The 18,183-nt window shown below is 55.6% G+C and carries 18 protein-coding genes and 1 tRNA gene; 11 read left to right on the forward strand and 8 right to left on the reverse strand.

The genetic code is table 11. The features are described 5' to 3' along the window. Window positions 1-86 precede the first annotated feature (86 nt). The 6 genes from mutY to OXU50_02605 all read left to right on the forward strand — a co-directional run bounded on the left by mutY (window position 87) and on the right by OXU50_02605 (window position 8,438). Window positions 87-1,169 carry an A/G-specific adenine glycosylase gene (mutY, locus tag OXU50_02580; protein MDD9868770.1) on the forward strand — a complete coding sequence of 361 codons (1,083 nt, stop codon included), beginning with the start codon at window positions 87-89 and terminating at the stop codon, window positions 1,167-1,169. After that, a complete protein-coding gene (locus tag OXU50_02585; protein MDD9868771.1) occupies window positions 1,135-1,404 on the forward strand; it encodes an oxidative damage protection protein in 270 nt (89 codons plus the stop codon). Before mutY ends, OXU50_02585 begins: the two co-directional genes overlap by 35 nt. 12 nt (window positions 1,405-1,416) lie before the next feature. Next, a tRNA-Phe gene (locus tag OXU50_02590) sits at window positions 1,417-1,492 on the forward strand. Window positions 1,493-1,608: 116 nt separating this feature from the next. Next, a complete protein-coding gene (locus OXU50_02595) occupies window positions 1,609-4,701 on the forward strand; it encodes a DNA methyltransferase (protein ID MDD9868772.1) in 3,093 nt (1,030 codons plus the stop codon). Further along, the gene (locus OXU50_02600) at window positions 4,698-5,258 is read left to right on the forward strand and encodes a hypothetical protein (protein MDD9868773.1); all 561 of its coding nucleotides are present in this window, start codon (window positions 4,698-4,700) and stop codon (window positions 5,256-5,258) included. Before OXU50_02595 ends, OXU50_02600 begins: the two co-directional genes overlap by 4 nt. Window positions 5,259-5,300: 42 nt before the next feature. Beyond that, window positions 5,301-8,438: a DEAD/DEAH box helicase family protein gene (locus OXU50_02605; protein MDD9868774.1), complete on the forward strand. Its 3,138-nt coding sequence runs from the start codon at window positions 5,301-5,303 to the stop codon at window positions 8,436-8,438. Window positions 8,439-8,541: 103 nt separating this feature from the next. On the opposite strand, the gene OXU50_02610 is transcribed toward OXU50_02605, so the two are convergent. The 5 genes from OXU50_02610 to OXU50_02630 all read right to left on the reverse strand — a co-directional run bounded on the left by OXU50_02610 (window position 8,542) and on the right by OXU50_02630 (window position 12,308). After that, a complete protein-coding gene (locus OXU50_02610; protein ID MDD9868775.1) occupies window positions 8,542-9,495 on the reverse strand; it encodes a site-specific DNA-methyltransferase in 954 nt (317 codons plus the stop codon). 79 nt (window positions 9,496-9,574) lie between these two features. Then, the gene (gene cysQ / locus OXU50_02615) at window positions 9,575-10,384 is read right to left on the reverse strand and encodes a 3'(2'),5'-bisphosphate nucleotidase CysQ (protein ID MDD9868776.1); all 810 of its coding nucleotides are present in this window, start codon (window positions 10,382-10,384) and stop codon (window positions 9,575-9,577) included. Further along, window positions 10,384-10,794, reverse strand: coding sequence for a YkgJ family cysteine cluster protein (locus tag OXU50_02620; GenBank protein MDD9868777.1), 411 nt, complete (start codon window positions 10,792-10,794; stop codon window positions 10,384-10,386). The genes cysQ and OXU50_02620 overlap by 1 nt, the downstream gene beginning before the upstream one ends. 35 nt (window positions 10,795-10,829) lie before the next feature. After that, window positions 10,830-11,135 carry a segregation and condensation protein A gene (locus tag OXU50_02625; GenBank protein ID MDD9868778.1) on the reverse strand — a complete coding sequence of 102 codons (306 nt, stop codon included), beginning with the start codon at window positions 11,133-11,135 and terminating at the stop codon, window positions 10,830-10,832. A 267-nt stretch (window positions 11,136-11,402) separates the two neighbouring features. Next, entirely contained in the window at window positions 11,403-12,308 is a 906-nt protein-coding gene (locus OXU50_02630; GenBank protein ID MDD9868779.1) for a DUF5655 domain-containing protein, read from the reverse strand. Window positions 12,309-12,543: 235 nt separating this feature from the next. Between OXU50_02630 and OXU50_02635 the strand changes: the two genes are divergently transcribed. From OXU50_02635 to OXU50_02655, 5 genes are all read left to right on the forward strand, one after another. Continuing rightward, window positions 12,544-12,795 (forward strand): accessory factor UbiK family protein, encoded by a 252-nt coding sequence (locus OXU50_02635; GenBank protein MDD9868780.1) that lies wholly within the window; start codon window positions 12,544-12,546, stop codon window positions 12,793-12,795. A 101-nt stretch (window positions 12,796-12,896) separates the two neighbouring features. Further along, window positions 12,897-13,664, forward strand: coding sequence for a hypothetical protein (locus OXU50_02640; protein ID MDD9868781.1), 768 nt, complete (start codon window positions 12,897-12,899; stop codon window positions 13,662-13,664). Between the two features lie 289 nt (window positions 13,665-13,953). Further along, window positions 13,954-14,226 (forward strand): hypothetical protein, encoded by a 273-nt coding sequence (locus tag OXU50_02645; GenBank protein ID MDD9868782.1) that lies wholly within the window; start codon window positions 13,954-13,956, stop codon window positions 14,224-14,226. Beyond that, window positions 14,183-15,697 carry a YifB family Mg chelatase-like AAA ATPase gene (locus tag OXU50_02650; GenBank protein ID MDD9868783.1) on the forward strand — a complete coding sequence of 505 codons (1,515 nt, stop codon included), beginning with the start codon at window positions 14,183-14,185 and terminating at the stop codon, window positions 15,695-15,697. The genes OXU50_02645 and OXU50_02650 overlap by 44 nt, the downstream gene beginning before the upstream one ends. A 110-nt stretch (window positions 15,698-15,807) precedes the next feature. Next, window positions 15,808-16,215 carry a PBECR2 nuclease fold domain-containing protein gene (locus OXU50_02655; protein MDD9868784.1) on the forward strand — a complete coding sequence of 136 codons (408 nt, stop codon included), beginning with the start codon at window positions 15,808-15,810 and terminating at the stop codon, window positions 16,213-16,215. 343 nt (window positions 16,216-16,558) lie between these two features. Here OXU50_02655 and ccoP read toward each other — a convergent pair whose 3' ends face one another. Genes ccoP through ccoO form a run of 3 tightly spaced genes read right to left on the reverse strand, consistent with a single transcriptional unit; the run spans window position 16,559 to window position 18,181 of the window. Beyond that, window positions 16,559-17,470, reverse strand: a complete 912-nt coding sequence (ccoP, locus tag OXU50_02660) for a cytochrome-c oxidase, cbb3-type subunit III (protein ID MDD9868785.1) — start codon at window positions 17,468-17,470, stop codon at window positions 16,559-16,561. Continuing rightward, entirely contained in the window at window positions 17,463-17,645 is a 183-nt protein-coding gene (locus OXU50_02665; GenBank protein ID MDD9868786.1) for a hypothetical protein, read from the reverse strand. The genes ccoP and OXU50_02665 overlap by 8 nt, the downstream gene beginning before the upstream one ends. Next, window positions 17,642-18,181 carry a cytochrome-c oxidase, cbb3-type subunit II gene (gene ccoO, locus OXU50_02670; GenBank protein MDD9868787.1) on the reverse strand — a complete coding sequence of 180 codons (540 nt, stop codon included), beginning with the start codon at window positions 18,179-18,181 and terminating at the stop codon, window positions 17,642-17,644. The genes OXU50_02665 and ccoO overlap by 4 nt, the downstream gene beginning before the upstream one ends. Window positions 18,182-18,183: the final 2 nt, after the last annotated feature.

Below are 18,183 nucleotides of genomic sequence, written 5' to 3' on the forward strand. Positions count from 1 at the left end.
CCCTGAACACCGGCGCGATGTTCTTCGCCAGCGGTCGCAGCATCAGCGGCATCGCGCCCGCCGCCCGCCTGCCGTAAACGCCGGCCATGTCCTTCGCCCACCGGCTGCTGCACTGGTACGACGACAACGGGCGCGCCGACTTGCCGTGGAAGCGCAATGTTTCCGCCTACCGCGTCTGGGTGTCCGAGATTATGTTGCAGCAAACCCGCGTGCAGACGGCGATACCGTATTACCGGCGCTTTATCCGGCGTTTTCCCGGCGTTCGCAAACTGGCGCAGGCGCCGCTTGACGATGTGATGTCGCACTGGTCGGGGCTTGGCTATTACTCGCGCGCGCGCAACCTGCATGCCGCCGCGCGCATCATCTGCGAGCAGTTCGGCGGGCGCGTGCCGCGGCGTTTTGAGCACCTGGTGAAACTGCCCGGCGTCGGGCGCTCGACCGCCGCGGCGATACTGGCGCTGGCCTGCGGCGAACACCACGCGATACTGGACGGCAATGTCAAGCGCATTCTGGCAAGGCACGACGACATCGCCGGCTGGCCGGGCAGGGCCGCGGTTGGGCGGCGGCTGTGGCGCGCCGCCGAGAAACGCCTGCCGCGCGAGCGCATCGCCGACTACACGCAGGCGATGATGGATTTGGGCGCGCTCGTCTGCACCAGAAACAACCCGGACTGCGGGGCCTGCCCCGTTGCCGGAGACTGCCGCGCGCTGGCCGCCGGGCGCGTCGCGCGGCGCCCGGCGCCGAGGCCCGGTAGCGTGCGCCGGCAGCGGCGCATCATCGCGCTGATGGCGCTGCACCGGGGCCGCCTGCTGCTGGAACGCCGCCCGCCGAAGGGCATCTGGGGGCGTTTGATGAGTTTCCCGGAAGCCCCCGACAAGCAGCGCGCGCGGGCGTGGTATGAACACCATCTCGGCCAACCCGACGCCGCCTGCTACTGGCCCGCCGTGCACCACGACCTGACGCATCTGCGCCTGGTCATCGTGCCGCTGAAACTGGAATACAAGTCGCTCAACGGCGCCGTCGCGGACGACATCGCGGACGACGACCGCCTGGTTTGGTGTACACTATCGGCGGCATCCGGCGCCGCCGCCGCGCCAATCAAACGCTTAATCGGAAAACTTGAGGAACAAACCAATGGCACGGATGGTTCAGTGCGCGAAACTGGGTGAGGAGGCCGAGGGGCTGGACTATGTTCCGTACCCCGGCGAACTCGGCCAGCGGATTTACGACCAGATCAGCAAGCAGGCATGGCAGGAGTGGGTTAACCACCAGACGATGTTGATTAACGAATACCGCCTGACGCCGGTGGACCCGAAGGCGCGCAAATTCCTCGAGGAGCAAATGGAGAAATTCCTGTTCGAGGGCGGCGCCGAAAAACCGGCGGACTATGTCGCGCCGGAATAACAGCCCCCGGTTGGCCAGATAGCTCAGTCGGTAGAGCAGCGGACTGAAAATCCGCGTGTCGGTGGTTCGATTCCACCTCTGGCCACCAATTCAGGCGGGTGTTTGGCCTGCCGCATTTCTCCGGCAAATTTCCCCGCCAAATTGTCCCCGCAAGGGCCGGCCTGTTTTGTATAATGGCGCTCATCTCCTGTCGTGAATCCCGAAATGAGCGATACCCCCAAGACCGCCGCAAGCAAAGTCTCCGAGGAAAACTTCTCGAAACTTAAAGAGAAACTGCGCGAGTTGTTTCAACTCGACCGCGGCGACCTTGATTTTGGTTTGTACCGCATCATGGCGCACAAGAGCGCCGAGGTGGGTGATTTTCTGGATAATGATTTGTTGCCGCAGGTATCCGAAGCACTGGGAGAAATCGCGCAATCGGATGAATCGGTGTTGCAGGCCGAGTTGGATAAACTTGAAAAAGGGCTGAAGGAAGCGGGCGTCAGCCCTGACGCCTCGCCGAAAGTGCGGGAGATTCACAAGCAATTGAAAGCGGTCAAAGACGACCAGCAGACAGAAGCCGACACCTACAACCACCTTTACAACTTCTTTTCCCGCTACTATGACGAAGGTGACTTCATGTCGCTGCGCCGTTACAAGGGCGCGGGCAAGGAAGCCTACTCAATCCCGTACAACGGCGAGGAAGTAAAACTCCATTGGGCAAACGCCGACCAGTATTACATCAAGACAACGGAGAATTACTGCTCCTACATTTTCATTCCCGGCGATGACAAACTCCGCGTGCGGTTTGAGACTGCGAAAGCCGACAATGAAAAAGACAACATCAAGGAAGCGAACGGCAAACAGCGTTTCTTTGTTTTGTCGAAAGACTTCATCGCCGAAGAAAAGAATCAGTTGATTGTCCGCTTTGAGCACCGCCCGTTGACGGAAGGAGAGAAAAAGAAACATCCTCAAAACGGCATCAGGCGGCAGGCGTCCATCAACAAGGAAGCCGGGCAGCGGATACTCGGCAAACTCGGCAAAACCAAAGGCGACTGGCAGCGCCTGCTTTCCGCCCCTTGCCCCACCGAAGCGGATCCGGAGCGCACCCTGCTGGACAAACACATCGCCGTTTATACGGCGAAGAACAGTTTTGACTATTTCATCCACAAGGACCTGGGCGGCTTTCTGCGCCGCGAACTGGACACCTATATCAAGAGCGAGGTCATCTCCGTTGACAATCTGGAACTGACCGATGACCCGACCGTTTTCATCCGCGGCCTTGCCCAGGTGAAGGCAATCAGGGCTGTCGGCCACAAAATCATAGACTTTCTGGCGCAACTGGAAAACTTTCAGAAGCAACTCTGGCTGAAAAAGAAGTTTGTGCTGGAAACGCAGTATTGCGTAACGCTCGACAAGGTGCCGGCGGCGCTCTATCCGGCCATTGCCAAAAACAAGGCCCAGCAAGATGAATGGGTCAAACTTTTCGCCATTGACGAACTGGATGGTGCTGATGGCGCGACCGCGTATAGCAAAGTGTTGAAACCCGAATTCCTGAAAGAGAATCCGTATCTGGTGCTGGACACAAGGCACTTTGACAAGAAGTTCACGGACGGACTGCTTGTTGCTTTGTCGGAAGCGGGGTCGGTTGACGAGCAGATGGACGGGTTGCTTGTTCACGGGGAGAATTTTCAGGGTTTGAATTTGCTGCAAGAGAGGTACCGGGGACAGATTAACTGTGTTTATATTGATCCTCCATACAATGCAAAGTCATCACAAATTCTGTACAAGAATGATTATAAACATTCTAGCTGGCTTTCTCTGATGGAGAACAGGCTGTCCATTGGCAAAGGTCTCATGTCACCGGATGGCGTTACAGTTATTGCGATAGATGAGGTAGAGCAGGAAAGACTGGGGAAACTAATCCCGGAAGTTTTTCCAAACTACTCCAAAACCTGCATAACTGTTGTGCATAATCCTACCGGACAGCAAGGCACCAACTTCTCACATACAAATGAATTTGCATATTTTATCTATCCTGATAAGAGCAGGATGATTGGTCTTGAGGATAGAACAGAAAGCCCTGATATTAGACCTCTCAGAGATGTTTCTACTGGTTCTCATCTCCGGACTGATGCGGCTAGTTGCTTTTATCCTATTTATGTGAAAAAGGGAAAGATTCAGGGATTTGGTCCTGTTTGTGATGAAGAATTTCACCCAGATTCAAAGAACATTATCAGAGATGATGGGGTGATAGAGGTTTATCCTATTGATTCATCGGGAGTGGAAAGGAAATGGGTTTTTTCCAGAGAAACTGTTGAGAATATCGCCGGTGAACTTTCCGTGAAATATGATAAAAAGACCAAGCAAAGCGACATCATACGAACCAAATCTCATTTTACTTACAATACTGTCTGGACAGGGTCACAATACTCGGCCAACTCGCATGGCAGCGTGATTCTTAACGGAATGATTCCCGCCAATGACTTTGACTATCCCAAGTCCATCAACACAGTAAGAAATAGTGTAGATGCATCCTTGAAAAATAAACCATCAGGTGCTGTTCTTGACTATTTTGCTGGCTCCGGCACCACCGGACATGCGGTGATTAATCTTAACCGCAAGGATAATGGAAATCGTAAATATGTCCTTGTTGAAATTGGGCACCATTTTGAAGATGTTATGTTGCCGCGCATGAAAAAGGTTGCCTATTCCGACGAATGGAAAGACGGCAAACCGGGAGACAGAAATGGAATCAGCCAGTTATTCAAGTATGTCCGCCTTGAATCATACGAAGACACGCTTGACAGTTTGGCGGTCAAATCCCGAAAGGATTTGCTCACAGGAGAAGACAAAGGAATTGTCGAAGATTACCAACTCCGCTATGCGCTCGGTGAGGAAACAGCCGACAGCGCCTCGCTGGTGGGGCAGGATTTCATAGACCCGTTCAACTACACCCTGTCCGTGGTGCGCGATGGCGTGCGCCGCAATGTGAAAGCCGACCTCGCCGAAACTTTCAACTTCCTGCTCGGTTTGCGTCTCACCAGCCGCCGGCAAATGGACGGCGTTCTGGCCATCACCGGCACAACCCGGAAGGGCGAAAACTGCCTTACTCTCTGGCGCAATCTGAACAAAATGGACGCCTCCCAACTCAACAAATGGTTCACCAAGCACCGCAAAACTTTTGGCCATAGCCTGAACCTAATTTATGTCAATGGTGACCACACCTTGAATGCTCTCAGAAAGTCAAACGACAAATGGGAGGCTATTACTACTGAGCCGATGTTTCGGCAATTGATGTTTGGAGGAATTGTATGAACAAAGACACTATCATCAGTTTTGTGACTTTTTTGATAATCGTGGCAATTGTGGGGTCGCTTTTTTGGTTTTTTAGCAGCGTCCCACACGAAATATTGGTAGGTATATTTGTTGGGTTGGTACCATCTGGGATTCTATGGCATCTGCAAATAAGGAAAGAAAAAAGAGAACATCGGAACTGGTTATTGCGCAATAAAGAGGCTTACCTTACTGAGCTTGTTGATATCCTTATTTCTTCGCTGCATGATGAAAAGGGCAGTGAGGAGGAAAAAGTCTTGAAGATACGGAATAAATTAAAGCATTTTTTGCCAGCGTTGCTTGTCTGGGGAACGCCGCCTATGCTTCGTGCCTGGAATGACTTGCAAAATTCCCGCGCCAAAGGAGGAGAGTCTGAAGAGGATTTCATCAAAGGTGGTGAGCGATTTTTTAGAACAATCCGCAAAGAATTGGGGCATGACGACTCTGCATTAAAGCCTGGTGAACTTTGGGCCACATTGATTAGGTCAGAGGAGAAACAAAAAGTCCTGGATGCTTGCAAAGACGAGGTTTATGAATGAAAATCATGGAAAATGACTAAAAGCAGAGACAGCTGAAAGATAATGCCTACTCTTGAACAAAGAATGGTGTTGCACGGCTTCATGTGCGGCCAGTTTGGTTACGGCAGCTTGCGCGATATGCTGAAGCGGCTGGATGGGCTGCCAAAAGGATTTATGGAGAACGGAACAAGCCGTTTTTCGCAAGCGATTTCCACATACATAGACCCCTATACAAAAGGAGCAACCAAAGATGACCTTGCCCGCTATGACGAAAACATCGGCGTTCTCAGCAATGCGCTGGGAATGACCGAAGACAACGGCAGAACATGGAAGCCGTTTCAGTACCTTGCCCTGCTTTTTACCGAGCGCTACCTTGATTTGTACTTTCAGGATCAGGAGACTCTGATTGAGGCATTAAACAAGTGGAAAGAGGACAATCGCCTGTCCGATATGCCCGACTACACAACTGACGATATTCACACTCTCGCCTTCCAGAGCGCGACCGGTTCGGGGAAGACGCTTCTTCTGCACGCCAACATTCTGCAATATCAGCACTACCTGAAAGAATATAAACTGCAACACAAACTCAACAGAATCATATTGGTAACGCCGGACGAGGGGCTTTCCCGCCAGCACCTGCGCGAACTGGAATCGAGCGGGATGCCGGCGCGCTTGTTTTCGGACGATGAACCAATGTTTTCGCATGGCGGCACGGTGGTGGACATCATTGACCTGCACAAACTGGATGAAAAGAAAGGCATCAAGCGGGTGGCGCTGGAATCGTTTGAGGAAAACAACCTGGTTCTGGTGGACGAGGGGCACTTGGGAACCGGCGGCAAGGTGTGGAGAAAACGCCGCAAACAACTGGCCCAAAACGGCTTCACTTTTGAATACTCGGCAACCTTCAATCAGGCGGTGGCCGGCAGCGGGGAAGGCATCAGGGAATTGCGCGATGAATACGGCAAGCAAATCCTGTTTGACTATTCATACAAGTTTTTCTATGCCGATGGCTACGGCAAAGATTACAAAATCTCCAACTTGCAACAAAGCGATGACGGTGAGGCCAACAATCGCTACTTGCTGGCCTGCCTTTTGAGTTTCTACCAGCAGTGCTACCTCTATGAAGACAAGGGCGGGGAGTGGCGGGATTTCAATATCGCCCGACCTCTCTGGGTTTTTCTCGGCAAAACTGTTACCGGCGGCAAGAGTGCCGGCAAAGAGGCAACTGAAACCGATGTCGTCCGGATTATCCGGTTTCTGGCTTGGGTGCTGCGCGACCGGAAAGCGGTTGTCAAAATCATCGGGGAACTGATTAGCGGCAATACGGGACTCATAGATGAAAAAGGCGTGGACATTTTCAGCAAGTCTTTCCCGTGCATCACCGGCACGGCGCAGGAGATTTATGACGACTTGTGTTCGACCGTCTTCCTCGGCAAGGGCCAGCTGCATGTATCCCATCTCACCGGCGCCGATGAACTGCAACTGGCCGCAGGCGATGCCCAGTCGTTCGGCGTTATCAATGTGGGTGACGCCGCCGGACTTTACACGCGGCTTGAGGCCATTGAAAAGCCGCGCCCCTTTGCGCTGGACAAAAACGCATTCGCCAAGCCGCTTTTTGCCGATGTGGACAGTAACAACTCGCCGGTCAACATTATTATCGGCGCCCGCAAATTCGCCGCCGGGTGGAATTCATGGCGTGTCAGCACGATGGGGCTGATGCATGTCGGCACCGGCGAAGGGCCGCAGATAATCCAGATGTTTGGCCGCGGGGTGCGCCTCAAGGGGCACGAAATGTCGCTCAAGCGGCATACCGCGCTTGAAGGTGTAACTCCACCGCCGGACAGCGACCAACTCAAACTGCTTGAAACGCTCAATATCTTTGGCCTCAAGGCCAACTATATGGATAAGTTCAAGGAGTATCTTGCAAAAGAAGGCGTCAAGGTTGACCGGGTAACTTTTTCACTGCCGACAACGAGGCAGTTCAGAGATGCGAAGAGCCTGAAAGTCATCAAAAAGCGGGATGACGCGGGAGAATTTCAATACTCCAAAGAGCGTTTTGATTTGCCGCCAGAATATAAGGGGCGCGACGCCATCACGCTTGATATCCGCAAACATCTGGAGATTCTTGAATCGGACGGAACGCAAGCAGCCGGTGAAACAGCCGGCGGGAAAGACGACCAACTTAAACTTGAGAGAAAACATTTGGCGCTGATAAACAAGAGGTCTGTCTATCACAAGGTGCTGGAGCGCAAACGCCGGTTTTCCTGGCACAACATGACCATCTCGCAGGAAACAGTCGATGAACTGCTTGAAAGCGGGAACAGTGAGTGGTACACGCTTTACATTCCGCCTGAAAAACTTGAGGGTTCAGGATACGGCAGAGTGCGCGAGTGGGAAGACCTTGCAACGGACTTGATTTGTGAGTACGCAAACCGCTACTGGCGCAAGGAGCGGAACAAATGGGAGCACGAGCACATGGAAGTTGCAGCGCTGGATGAAGAAAAACTGGTCAAGGAATACGAACTGTCCGTTGATGCCAGGGAAAAGGACTTGATACACGACATTGAGCAGTTGGTGGAGGCGGTAAAAAGGGACAACTACCGGGAAGATTTTGAGTCAGGCGGTGTAACGCTTCTTGCCCCGAGTTTTCACGCTTACAGGCCCTTGCTTCACGCCCCTTTGCGGGAATCCGTCAAAATCAGCCCGGTTGCCCTGAACGATGGAGAGGCCAACTTTGTCAGATACCTGAAAACCGTCATAGAAAACCGGGACGATGAGTTTCTGCAAGACAAGGAGATATATCTGATGCGCAATCTGAGCGGAGGAGAAGGCATTTCCTTCTTTGATGATTATTCGTTCTATCCCGATTTCATTCTCTGGGTTAAAGATTCAGAAAGGCAGGATATTTTGTTCATAGACCCGAAAGGGCTTGTGCACTCCGGCAGAAGGGTGAAGTCCAAGATAAGGCTGCATGAACGCATCAAGAAAACCGAGGAAAAGGTTAAAGAGAAAAACCCTGAACTGTTTCTGCACTCCTATATCTGGTCCGTAACACCATTCAGACAGATTGAAACCGGGAATATATCAGGGGATATTCCGTCAACCCGTGAGAAATGCCGGCAAAAGGGCATATTCTTTGCCGACAGACAGGCGCCGGAACTCGAAAGCCTCCTCAAAGACGCCCTCACACCCCCGGCATAACCCCGCCCCTACTCCCCCTCCACATACCGCCGCCAGTCCGGCGCCGCCGGCGCTCCAATCAAACGCTTAATCGGAAAACCCGGCCAGCGGATTTACGGGCAAATCAGCACGCGGGCCTGGCAGGAGCGGGTCGGCCATTAGATGGCAGCGCCGCCTGTTTGATATCTCTTTGCTCCGCCCGTATTCCGGATTTTGCATGTCTTTTCTCCGGTTGTTTTGCGTCCACCAAGCCGCCCAGTCGCTTTTCCATCACCCGAATTGCCTCGGGATTTTCGTCAATCATGACAAACTGCCGCCCATTCCTCGCCGCCGCCTCGCCGGTTGTGCCGCTGCCGGCGAAGAAGTCCAGCACGGTGTCGCCGGGGTTGGAATGGACGCGCACGATGCGCTCCAAAATCGCCAGCGGTTTCTGCGTCGGGTAGCCGGTTTTTTCCCGGCCGTTGGTCGGCACGATGGTTTGCCACCAGGTGTCGGTCGGGGTTTTGCCGCGCGCGGCCTTGGCCGCGCCGGCCAGTCCCGGCGCCATATACGGAATGCGGTCGATGGCATCGTAGTTAAAGATGCAGTCGTCGGGGTTTTTGGCGAACCAATAGATGTTGTCGTGCTTGGCCGACCATCGACTCTTCGAGCGCGCGCCGAAGTCGTAGGCCCAGATGATTTCGTTGATGCAGTGCCGCGCGCCGCCGAAAATCTCTTCCAGCAGCAAACGGCACCTTGCCGCCTCGCGCCAGTCAATGTGGAAAAACAGACTGCCGTTGGCGGTTAAAACTCGATGCGCCTCCATCAGGCGCGGGCGCAGGAAGCCGAGGTAGTCGGAAAACGAATCGGCATAGCCGGAGTCGCCGACCACCTCGGTTGCATACCGCCGCCCGCCAAAACCCACCCGGTCGCCTTGCGCCGCATCCGCCACCGCCGTGGTTTTGATGCGCTTGCGCGACTGCATTTTGCCGGTGTTGAACGGCGGGTCAATGTAAATCAATGCCGCCGATTCATCCGCCATCCGCTTCAGAAACGGCAGGTTGTCGCCGTGCAGGATTTGATTGGAGTTCTGTTGCATCGCTGTTTCGCATGCCTTCATTTTTCACGAAGGCCGGGAGCCCGGTGTTTCCGGCACTGTTCCACCCCTTAATCTACTGCTACTCCCCCTCCACATACCGCCGCCAGTCCGGCGCCGCCGGCGCATATGCGACGAAGGACGGATTAATCAGCGACTCTTTCGTGTTGTAGCGCAGCGGCTGGTCGGCGCAGTCGGTCAGGCGGCCACCGGCTTCTTCAAGGATGCACTGGCTTGCGCCGGTGTCCCACTCGCAGGTCGGGCCGACGCGCAGGTAGAGGTCGGCGCTGCCGTCGGCCACCAGGCAGCATTTCAGCGAACTGTCGGCGCGGATCAGTTCGTGTTCGCCCAGTTGCTCAATCAACTTGCGGGTCGGCTGGTTGATGTGCTCGCGGCTGACGGCAATCACCGGTTTCGCGCGCGCGGTGTCGCGCACCCGTATCGCGCGCGGCTCGGCGTCGCCATTTTGCGAAAACGCGCCGTGGTTTTGCGCCGCGTAATACAGCCGGTTTGTCGCCGGCGCGAAGACGACGCCGAGCACCGGCTTGTGGTCTTCAATCAGCGCGATGTTGACCGTGAAGAAGTCGTTCTTGCGGATGAACCCCTTGGTGCCGTCGAGCGGGTCCACCAGCCAGTAGGTGCCCCAACTTGCGCGTTCTTCGGCGGAGCGGTTGGGCGAGTCTTCCTCGGACAGCACCGGGATGGCGGGCGTCAGTTCGCCCAGTTCGGCGGTAATCAGCCGGTCGGCTTTCAGGTCGGCGATGGTGACGGGCGACTTGTCCTGCTTGTATTCAACCCCGAAGTCCTGTTGGTAAATGTCGAGTATCTCGGCCCCGGCATTGCGCGCGGTGCGGCACACGGCGGGCAGCCAGGCGGCGGGCACGCCGGCCATCAGCCGCGTTCCCAGCGCGGGAAACGCTTTTTGCAGTATTTCAGCAGCGACTGGTAGTCCTTGAAGTGAAGGTCAAAGCCTTCCTCCGCCGGCGCGTCGAATTCGCAGTAGTCGTTGGAATGCTCGCGGCAGATTTCCGGGCGCGCCTCGTAGATGCCGCATTTGCCGTCCGGCAGCAGATGCACGCAACTGGTCTCGAACAGCAGGCACCAGCCGTCGGAGTCCTTGTATGCCTGGACATTGCCGTGCGACACCTGCCACAGCAGGTGTTCAAAGTCGTGCTTGCTGCGCGGCGCGTCTATGGACTGCGTAACATAGTGGCAGCATTTGCTGTTGGTGCAGAAGCCGCACTTGTTCTCCGGCGTCAGTTCAACGCCGTCAATGCGGATGGGAATGTCGAGTTTTTTCATTGGTTTTTGTTATCGGCCCTTGTTATTGGTTCTTGTTATTGGTTTGGGGCGGTTGTTTTTTTGATGGCGGCCACCGGCACGACTTTCTCGTCGTGCGGCTCGTCGGCGTAACGCGGGCGCATCGCCGACACCTTGCGCTCCGCCCCTTCGGCTTTCTCGCCGGCCAGTTCGCGCTCGCGCGCCGAAATCAGCGAGAAGCAGTGGCGGATGTCCCGTATCGTGCCTTCCTTCAGCAGGTGTCGCCTGCCGGGCAGCGGCGTCGTGTCCTTGACGACGCCCGCAAGCGTCTTGCGCATCGCAATCAGGATGCGTTGTTCCTTGTTGAGTGTGTTGTCTCTCATGGCCTTTCTGATGGCGTTTCCACGGCTTTGCCCGCCGCGCGGCGGCCATTACATTATAAACGATGGGATATTATATAGGCGAGTTGACAGGGCGATGGTTAGCCGGATTCGATTTCTGCTTTTTTGGCGTTATTTATCACTGCGGATTCAACTCGCAAGTGCAACATACCGGTTTGACTCCGAAGAATAATTGTTCAGTTTGTCCATGATGGCGCGAAGGTCGCATCTGGTCAAGGCGAAAAAAATCCGTTAAGTGTCTTCCGCAAGCTATTTGTTGTAGGTATAGCTTTGCTTGATAAGCTCAAAAACTTCGTCAACTTCTTCTTCTTTTTCAAGCTTCACTTCATAGTCGCCATTGCCCCAATGTTTGATTTCCTTCGGCTTGGTGAGATTGCGGGCAATGCCGTGTGGATCGTCCAGTTGACCACTTGGTACATTGAGATAAATTTTGAGGCCATATTGCTTTATGACAATATCAACAAAATTCGTCGCTAGTTTGTAGGCGATATACTTCGCTTTCGGCTCAACAATAATCGATTCATCAAGAGCAACAATTTTTTCATTGATTTCCTCAAAAATTTTCTTGGCTTTTGGCTTTTCCCCGCGGAAATGGTCTTCAAGCGCATAATGGACTTCTTCCTTAATCGCTTTTTCTTTCTTTCCTTTGTCGAAAACTTTTGACTTTGGGATGTAGGTTTTCTGCTGTGTTTCTGGATCAACCAAAAGGGTATCGTTTTGGTAAATGCGGAATTTCAGAAGCTCAATGTTTATAGGGAGTAAGTCAACGGTGTCCAAATCAAATTTGTTATAGCTCCCAGCAACGCAGATAACGCGAGGGGAATCCCAATCAATTTCAAGATTAACTTTCGCCTTTTGCACTAACATCTCAAAATCTGCTTTATGGTCCAGAAGCCAACGGAGATACGAAAGTCCTTGATTGATAATACTGTGGTTTTGACTTCGCTTGTATTCAATGATTACTGGCGAGCCGCCGTTATCAATTCCGAGCGAGTCAATACGCCCGCCACTCGTTGAGTATTCGCTCGCAAGAAAAGTAATGTCCAAAATCTCGCTGAGGTTTTCCTCAAATATCTTTTGGATGTCTTTTTCTCGCCCGACCTTGATAGGTGGGATTTTCTTTACATTGCCGTTGTTGATTGAGAATAAAGGCATAACTTTATTTAGCGAATTACATGCCCAAATCTGCAAAAGCAGATTCAGGTTTCATTTGGTACTTGACAGGCCGGTTACCGTCCTGTTCCCGAAGGCTAACCTCGTATCACTCCACGCTTGGCTTTCGCCGCATCAATGCAATACCAAGATTTGTATGAGCATTATACCACAACTTCTAGGTTATAGTATATAAGTCCCTTGCACATATTTTCCCTAAACGATGTATGATAAACGGATGCGCGATTCCGAAACCATCGGCCAATTCGTCAGGGACCTGATTAGCGGCCTGCCGCCGCTGGCGGGCGAGATGCGCGAGGAGTTCGAGCGCAACACCCGCGCCGGCCTTGAATCCCTGCTGCAGAAGATGAACCTTGTCAGCCGCGAGGAATACGACATCCAGGTCGCCCTGCTTGAACGCCTGCAACAGCGCGTCGCCGAACTGGAACAACGCCTGAAACAAGCCGAAAGTGACTCACCGGATGCATAGTCTGCTACGTACGCACAAGAGATTGGCTGGCAGCTTAACGCCGTTATTATTAGTGATTGACGCAAGTACACCTGCAAAGAGTGGGGCATTAATTACTACACATGGGACAGTCGAGACCTGCAAAAGGCATAACCCAACTGGGGGTTCATCATGCTCGACGTAAAAAACCCACACTTGAATCAATTTCGTCCACGCATTTGGAGGCTGCAATGAAATATGCAAGAAAACTCATATCTTTAACCGCCATTCTTGGCTTGTTGGGATGCGCTAGTATCCCGTACGGTGGTGGGATATCGGTGCAGAATGTTGATTATCCGTCGATTGGTGTGGTGACCACAGCATTTGTTGGTGACCACTTGGTTGAAAAGGGGGTGATTACCAAACACGGCGCATTAACGGTACTCAGTCCAATCAATGGTTGGGCTTACAACATACCAGCGAGAACATACATGCAAATCGGAGGTGACTCGGAGCGCGATTTTTATTCTGCAATCGGAGTGACAAAAAATCCTATTGTAGATCCTATTTTGGCATTGTGTTTAAGCAAGGAAGCAGATGCAGAATTATGTGTCGCTACCTCATTTTCTAATACTGCTGCTTGCTACGAAGGGCAATGGCGGCGTGACACTGTGACAAGTGAAACCGGAAAAAACTTTCAGCAGACCTTGATTTATAGTGGGAGAATCGGCGACAAGCTAAATATTAGTTATCGCGAATTCAGCGGTGGTATGGCAAGGGATGCTTTTACCAATTCCATCGAATACGATTTATCAGTTTCAAACACGGTTGGCTATAAAGGTGCTCTTCTTGAAGTTATTGAGGCCGATAACAGGAAAATCACATACAAACTACTCAGAAATTTCCGTTAACTCAAGGCGAGAAATCATCTCTAATTGCGCTCAGCCTCCATCGCTATCACCGTCTTTACATTTTGCTTTTTCCTCACAGATAGGCCAAGTTTCTGTGCAAGTGGGAAATCATAAAAAAGTGCTGGATTTCCACTTAACAGACTGCGGGTAGTGACCGTATCCAAGTTATCGTCCCGCTGAGGTAGAACATGCTTAGCACTAAATAAATCAACTTCATCGGCAAAACGCTGGCGGTGTTCACTGGCTTTTAATCTTAACCATCAAACCAGAGAAACCAATGAAAACATAGATGAACTCACCATCCGAATGGTTGCAAGTGATGTCCTGCAACATGGAACTTCCGGGTATTCTGCAGCTATACAGCATTGCTGCGGTTTTTAATGCAGTGATGTTTTTACAGAATTGCACGCAATGTGAACAGAGCCCATTGCGCCGTTCGTCGGCCAAAAACGACCGTTCGTCGGGTTCGGCGCGCCGCCTTGCCCCGTATGCGGACAATCCGTTGCCAGGAGCATTTCATGCATTTGGCTACCGTTCACAGCAGGGCGTGTCGCGGGCTTGAGGCGATTCCGGTCAAGGTCGAGGTGCACATTGCGCCGGGGCTTCCGGTTATGCACATCGTCGGTCTGCCCGAGACCGCCGTGCGCGAAAGCAAGCACCGCGTGCGCGCGGCGCTGTCGCAAAACCGCTTTGAGTTTCCGTGCCGGCGCATCACGGTCAACCTGGCGCCCGCCGACCTGCCGAAAGAAGGCGGGCGCTTTGACCTGCCGATTGCGCTCGGCATCCTCGCGGCCAGCGGCCAGTTGCCGGCGGACGCGATTGACAACTGCGAGTTCATCTCCGAATTAAGTCTGAGCGGCTCGCTGCTGCCGGTGCGCGGCATCATCCCGGCGGTGCTGGCCGCCGCCGGCGCGCGCCGCAACCTCGTCATCCCGGAGGACAACGCCGCCGAGGCCGGGCTGGTCGGCGGGCAGGGCATCTACACCGCCTCGCATCTGCTGGAAGTGTACGGCGGCCTGCTCGGCGAAGTGGAAATGAAGCGGGTGGACCCGCACCAGCCGCCGGCGCCGCCCGCCGCGCCCGACATGCGCGATGTGCGCGGCCAGCGCCAGGCGGTGCGCGCGGTTGAGATTGCCGCCGCCGGGCGCCATCATTGCTTGATGCTCGGCTCCCCCGGCAGCGGCAAGACGATGCTCGCCAACCGCCTGCCGGGCATCCTGCCGCCGATGGGCAAGGACGAGGCGGTCGAGACCGCGGCGGTGATGTCGCTCGGCTCCGAGCCGCCCGACCCCGCGCACTTCTACCGCAGGCCGTTTCGCTCGCCGCACCACAGTTGCACGGCGGTGGCGCTGGTTGGCGGCGGCGCCAGCGAACCGAGGCCGGGCGAGATTTCCAAGGCGCACAACGGCGTGCTGTTCCTTGATGAATTGCTGGAATTCAGCCGCCAGGCGCTTGACGCGCTGCGCGAGCCGATTGAAAGCGGCATGGTTCACATCTCGCGCGCCGGTTACAGCGTCAGTTACCCGTCGCGCTTCCAGTTGATTGCGGCGATGAACCCGTGCCCGGACGGTTCCGACACCGACGAAACGGGCCGCTGCCCGTGCAGCGAGCAAAGGCTGATGCACTACTACCGCCGCCTGTCGGCGCCGATGCTCGACCGCATTGACATCCACATCCGCGTGCCGCGCGTTCGCTGGAGCCATCTGGAGAACGGCGGCGCCAGCGGGCGCGGCGAGTCAAGCGATGTTATCCGCAAGCGCACCGTCGCCGCGCGCAGGCGGCAACTGGAACGCCAGGGCTGTCCCAACGCCTGCCTCGGCAACAAGGAAATCGAAAAGTTCTGCGGCCTGTCAGCCGAAAACCGCGCGCTGCTGACCCGCTCGGCGGAACGTTTGCAGTTGTCGGCCCGCGCCTGCTACCGCGTGCTGAAAGTCGCCCGCACCATCGCCGACCTCGCCGCCACCGACACCATCGCCCGCCCCCACCTGCTGGAAGCCGTCAGCTACCGCTCCCTCGACCAACTGCTGAAATAAGCGCGCGGGCAGGAAGGGTGGGCAGAGACCTTGTCAGGAGGGCGAGGGGCGGCAAATACTCGGCGAAGCCGGCCCGGAAGGAAAAGTGGGAACTGCCTGAGGCCCCCCCATTGCGGCAGAAAAAGACAGGCAAGGCTGGTGCTGTCGATGCACTTGCCAAAGCTTTGTTCGGTGATAAAGCCATGAGAACAGTCAAAACACCGATTGAAGATGTTGTCATCAATCGGCAGCGGTTAGAGCACATCGCAGAGGACAGGGCCGCAGGGCGCGAGCAATATGCAGGCTTTATCCTGCCAACCTTGGAAAACCCGGACGAAGTCTGGCTGGTGTTTTATCCGGAGTACAGGAGTTGCCGAAAACGTTACTTGAAAGTCTTTGCAGGCAAGGACTACAAGTTTATGGCAATCGTATGTGAAAATGCTGGTGGGGGTTTCCTGACAACTTTTTTCAAGACAGGCTGGAGTTATATGGACAAGCAGCGACAGGGCGTTCTGCTTTACAAGAAGAAGATGAAGTGAGAGCGGGCACAGTTCCGACCACAGGGGCAACCCTATCCGGTGGGGCGCGCTGGTCATTGATATTGCCATCCACCAGGCACCCAACCCCGCTCTCGCCAGCATTATAACATGCTTGCTTCCCTACAGCGGAAAAGGCGGCAAGTGGCGGGCAGGGAGGAGTCGAAAACACAGGATTGCGGCTGCGCTCGACGTGTTCACATTCACTGCCCCGCGCGGCTCCTGTGAACGAAGGGGTGGTATCGCGCATGTTGCGGATTGCGGCCACCCGGGATTACACACTCACTGCCCCGCACGGCTCCTGTGACGCCCAACCTGATTATATCAGGCTTTGAATCCCATCGGGTCAGCGGGTCGGTGTGCGGTGTTGTGTCAGCAGCCAGGCGGTTAGCAGTTGCACTTGTGTTTCGTTCAGGCGTTGGCCCTGGGCCGGCATCTGGTTGGTGCGTCCGGCGCGGATGGTGGTGCGTACGGTGGCCGGGTCGCCGCCGTAGAACCAGTGGTCGTTGGTGAGGTCGGGGGCGCCGAGCACCGGGTTGCCTTTGCCGTCGGGGCCGTGGCAGGCGGCGCAGAATTGCTGGTATTTGTTGCGCCCGGCGCTGTTTGCCGCGGCATCGCCGCCCGGCGCGGACAGCGCGGACAGCACGAATTCGGCGACTTCATCCACGCCGGTCTCGCCGAGCAACTCGCCCATCGGCGGCATGACGCCGTGGCGCCCGGCGGTGATGGTCTGACGGATTTGCGCCTCATCGCCGCCCCAGTTCCATTCGCTGTCGGTCAGGTCGGGCGCGATGGCGGTGATGCCGCCGGCGTCCTCGCCGTGGCAGGCGGCGCAGTGATTGCGGAACAGGCGCCCGGCGGTGCGCATGGCGGCGTCGTCGGCGCCGAGTTCGCCGGCGCTCAGGCCGCGCCATCGGGCGCGTGTGCCGGCGTTGGCGTCGGCGTCGGCGTTCAAACTCTGTTCAATCTGCGTCTCTTGCGTCCAGCGCAGCATGCCCGGGTAGTCGCCGAGGCCGGGATACAAAATCAGATAGATGACGGTGAACACCAGCAGCCCGAGCAGCAGCGCAAACCACCACCACGGCGCCGGATGGGCCTCTTCGCGCAGGGTTTCGTCCCACACCACATCATCCGGCCCGCCGCCTTGCTCGCGGCGCGAGAAATAGACGCTGACGGTCAGCCAGCCCAGCGCAATCAGGCTGAGCACAGTCAGGCCGACAATCCAGCCGTGCCAGAAACCGGCGCTGAGTTCAGCCATGGGCGTCACCGTTGTCACCGCCGCCGCCATCGTTGTCAACATCGCCGTCGTCGTCGAGCGGAATGCGCGCGGCGTCGTCCAGGTCGGCGGCGTTGGCGCGCAGGAAGACCCACACCGCCACGACAATCATGCCGGCCATGACCACCAGATCGCCGATGAAAATAAACCAGGTCATCGTGCGGCGCCGTTGGCGTGGCCGAGCGATTGCAGGTAGGCGATGAGCGCGTCCATCTCCGTGGCGTTGATGTCGCCCGCAGTCTTGAGGTCGGCGTCGGTGTAGGGGTGGCCGAGAAGGCGCAGCGCGCGCATGCGCGATTGCAGCGCGTCGGTGTCAACCCGGCGCGCGGCCAGCCATGGATAGGCCGGCATAATCGAGCCCGGCACCACGCGCTGCGGATCCATCAGGTGCGCGCGGTGCCAGTGGTCGCTGAAGCGTCCGCCGACGCGGTGCAGGTCGGGGCCGGTGCGCTTGGAGCCCCACAGGAAAGGTCGTTCATAGACGAACTCTTCGGCGCGCGAGTACGGCCCGTAGCGTTTCACTTCGGCCAGCAGCGGGCGCACCTGCTGCGAGTGGCACAGCATGCACGACTCGCGGATATAAACGCCGCGCCCGGCCAGTTGCAGCGGCGTGTGCAGCACGGCGGTTTCGGTGACGGGCACCGGCTGCATGACAATCGGCAGCACCTGCACCAGGCCGCCGATGGACGCCACCG

This window comes from Gammaproteobacteria bacterium (genome assembly GCA_028817225.1).
Lineage (GTDB): Bacteria > Pseudomonadota > Gammaproteobacteria > Poriferisulfidales > Oxydemutatoraceae > Oxydemutator.

What these genes read in the sequence shown, in the direction of transcription:
- OXU50_02625 (MDD9868778.1), bottom strand. Translation starts at nt 11,135, where the DNA reads ATGAGAGACAACACACTCAACAAGGAACAACGCATCCTGATTGCGATG.
- ccoP (MDD9868785.1), bottom strand. Translation starts at nt 17,470, where the DNA reads ATGGCTGAACTCAGCGCCGGTTTCTGGCACGGCTGGATTGTCGGCCTG.
- OXU50_02600 (MDD9868773.1), top strand. Translation starts at nt 4,698, where the DNA reads ATGAACAAAGACACTATCATCAGTTTTGTGACTTTTTTGATAATCGTG.
- OXU50_02640 (MDD9868781.1), top strand. Translation starts at nt 12,897, where the DNA reads ATGGGACAGTCGAGACCTGCAAAAGGCATAACCCAACTGGGGGTTCAT.
- cysQ (MDD9868776.1), bottom strand. Translation starts at nt 10,384, where the DNA reads ATGGCCGGCGTGCCCGCCGCCTGGCTGCCCGCCGTGTGCCGCACCGCG.
- OXU50_02620 (MDD9868777.1), bottom strand. Translation starts at nt 10,794, where the DNA reads ATGAAAAAACTCGACATTCCCATCCGCATTGACGGCGTTGAACTGACG.
- OXU50_02605 (MDD9868774.1), top strand. Translation starts at nt 5,301, where the DNA reads ATGCCTACTCTTGAACAAAGAATGGTGTTGCACGGCTTCATGTGCGGC.
- mutY (MDD9868770.1), top strand. Translation starts at nt 87, where the DNA reads ATGTCCTTCGCCCACCGGCTGCTGCACTGGTACGACGACAACGGGCGC.
- OXU50_02645 (MDD9868782.1), top strand. Translation starts at nt 13,954, where the DNA reads ATGAACTCACCATCCGAATGGTTGCAAGTGATGTCCTGCAACATGGAA.
- OXU50_02585 (MDD9868771.1), top strand. Translation starts at nt 1,135, where the DNA reads ATGGCACGGATGGTTCAGTGCGCGAAACTGGGTGAGGAGGCCGAGGGG.
- OXU50_02650 (MDD9868783.1), top strand. Translation starts at nt 14,183, where the DNA reads ATGCATTTGGCTACCGTTCACAGCAGGGCGTGTCGCGGGCTTGAGGCG.
- OXU50_02635 (MDD9868780.1), top strand. Translation starts at nt 12,544, where the DNA reads ATGCGCGATTCCGAAACCATCGGCCAATTCGTCAGGGACCTGATTAGC.
- OXU50_02630 (MDD9868779.1), bottom strand. Translation starts at nt 12,308, where the DNA reads ATGCCTTTATTCTCAATCAACAACGGCAATGTAAAGAAAATCCCACCT.
- OXU50_02665 (MDD9868786.1), bottom strand. Translation starts at nt 17,645, where the DNA reads ATGACCTGGTTTATTTTCATCGGCGATCTGGTGGTCATGGCCGGCATG.
- OXU50_02595 (MDD9868772.1), top strand. Translation starts at nt 1,609, where the DNA reads ATGAGCGATACCCCCAAGACCGCCGCAAGCAAAGTCTCCGAGGAAAAC.
- OXU50_02610 (MDD9868775.1), bottom strand. Translation starts at nt 9,495, where the DNA reads ATGCAACAGAACTCCAATCAAATCCTGCACGGCGACAACCTGCCGTTT.